The sequence below is a fragment of the Micromonospora sp. M51 genome (assembly GCF_018070305.1).
GTDB lineage: Bacteria > Actinomycetota > Actinomycetes > Mycobacteriales > Micromonosporaceae > Micromonospora > Micromonospora parva.
Window position 1 is genome coordinate 1 of record NZ_JAGPXZ010001043.1, and the last position, 1,652, is coordinate 1,652.

Below are 1,652 nucleotides of genomic sequence, written 5' to 3' on the forward strand. Positions count from 1 at the left end.
GCACCACCACGGTGGGGATGCCCAGCACCGAGGAGCCGACCGACCCGGTCGACGTCGGGCCGTCCGCCGTACCGCGGACCAGGAGCACCGCCACCGCCGCCCGGACCGGCCCCCCGACCGGTCCGGGCGGGACAGTGGCCCCCGGCCCGACCGCCACCACTGGAGTCCCGACCCCGACCCCGACCACGGTCGCGCCGACTCCCACCCCCGGCGCTGGCGTACCCGTCGCCGGACGCGGCGGGACGGTCACCGTCCGCTGCGTGGGGAAGACGGTCGAGGTGCTCGCGGTGACGCTCGCGCCTGGCTTCGGGGCCGAGGCGTACGACCCGGGGCCGGCGAAGCAGATCGTTGTCGGGTTGACCTCCACCGAGCACCGCCGAGAGATCCGGGTGCAGTGCCCCGGTGGTCACCGGAGGTCGACGGTCAAGGAACGCGACGTCTGAATGGGGGGCCGGCGGGTGCCGCGCCCAGGACGTACCCGGGCCGCGGCCCCCCGTTCCCGCCGGCCGGTCCATCACCGCCCGGCCAGCACCCCCCAGCCCGGGTTCACGGGCTCCCGGCGCAGCGGCATGCCCGCCTCCGCTGGCGTCCGGTCCCCCTTGCGCTGGTTGCAGGCGTAGCAGGCGGCCGTGGTGTTCCGCCAGGTGTTCCGGCCGCCGCGTGAGCGGGGCAGGACGTGGTCGATGGTGGATGCCGGCCCACCGCAGTACGCGCAGCACCGGTCGTCGCGGCGCAGCACACCGGCGCGCGACCAGGCCGGCCCGGAGTTGAACCTCCACCGGGTGACCACGTAGCGGACCAGCCGCACCACCCGGGGCATCGGGAAGACCCCGATCACCCGGTCCGGCTCGGCCTCGTGGATCTCGGCAACCCGACGGCAGAGCATTCGGACGGCGTGTTGGACGGTGACCCGGTGCAGCGGGCCGAGGTCGGCGTTGATGACGAGGACGGCGTCCACCGGGACTCCTTTCCGGTTGGTGGCGGACAGCAAGAAGCCGCCCGGTCCAGTGGTCGGACGGGGCGGCTCCGCGCGTACGGGTACGCGTCAGTCGGGCCGGCCCGCCCGGGGACCTTCCGCTCGGCAACCGTCACCGGGCAGCGTCGACGGCACGGTGGTGACGTGCGACATCGTCATGTGCTGCTCCCGCGGCGGTGGTTGACAGTGCGCGCTCACGGTAGGTCGACGCGGGAGACCCGGGCAACGTATTTCGATCGGCCGGTGTCTTCGGGTCGCCGCTGGCGGCGGGTGCGGGGTGCCGCTTTCACAGCGACCCGGGCGGTGGTCAGCGGCCGGTTCAGCCGCAGGGCCATCCTGGTGGTGAGTTCGCTGTCCAGCAGCGGCCGGTTGACCTCACCGGCGACGGCCAGGGCGGGCCCGGAGACCGAGCGCCAGATCGCGGCCAGCCCGGCGCCGAGGCCCACCAGGGCGACGGTGGCCCGGGTGGTCGGTGAGCCAGCGGCCGCGGCGGCGCTCACCCCGACGACCGCGAAGAGCACCAACAGCAGGGGTACGAGCACCGGCCAGAAGATGCCCCGGGCGGCCTGCGCCACCAGCCGCCGGTCCCGGATGATCAGGTTTCTGGCGATCACCGCGTAGTCCTCCTCGTCGAGCAGGACGCGCGGGTGCAGGCCGCCGGTCAGCACGTCCAGAT

Annotated in this window: 2 protein-coding genes and 1 pseudogene; 1 reads left to right on the plus strand and 2 read right to left on the minus strand. The window is 74.5% G+C overall.

The features are described from left to right. Positions 1-443, plus strand: a 443-nt coding sequence (locus tag KBX53_RS32260; protein WP_210863622.1) for a hypothetical protein, incomplete at its 5' end; no start/stop codon positions are given. A gap of 71 nt (positions 444-514) precedes the next feature. Here KBX53_RS32260 and KBX53_RS32265 read toward each other — a convergent pair. Continuing rightward, positions 515-958 (minus strand): HNH endonuclease, encoded by a 444-nt coding sequence (locus KBX53_RS32265; protein ID WP_210863624.1) that lies wholly within the window; start codon positions 956-958, stop codon positions 515-517. Between the two features lie 212 nt (positions 959-1,170). Next, positions 1,171-1,652, minus strand: a pseudogene (locus tag KBX53_RS32270) (hypothetical protein); the annotation flags it as partial.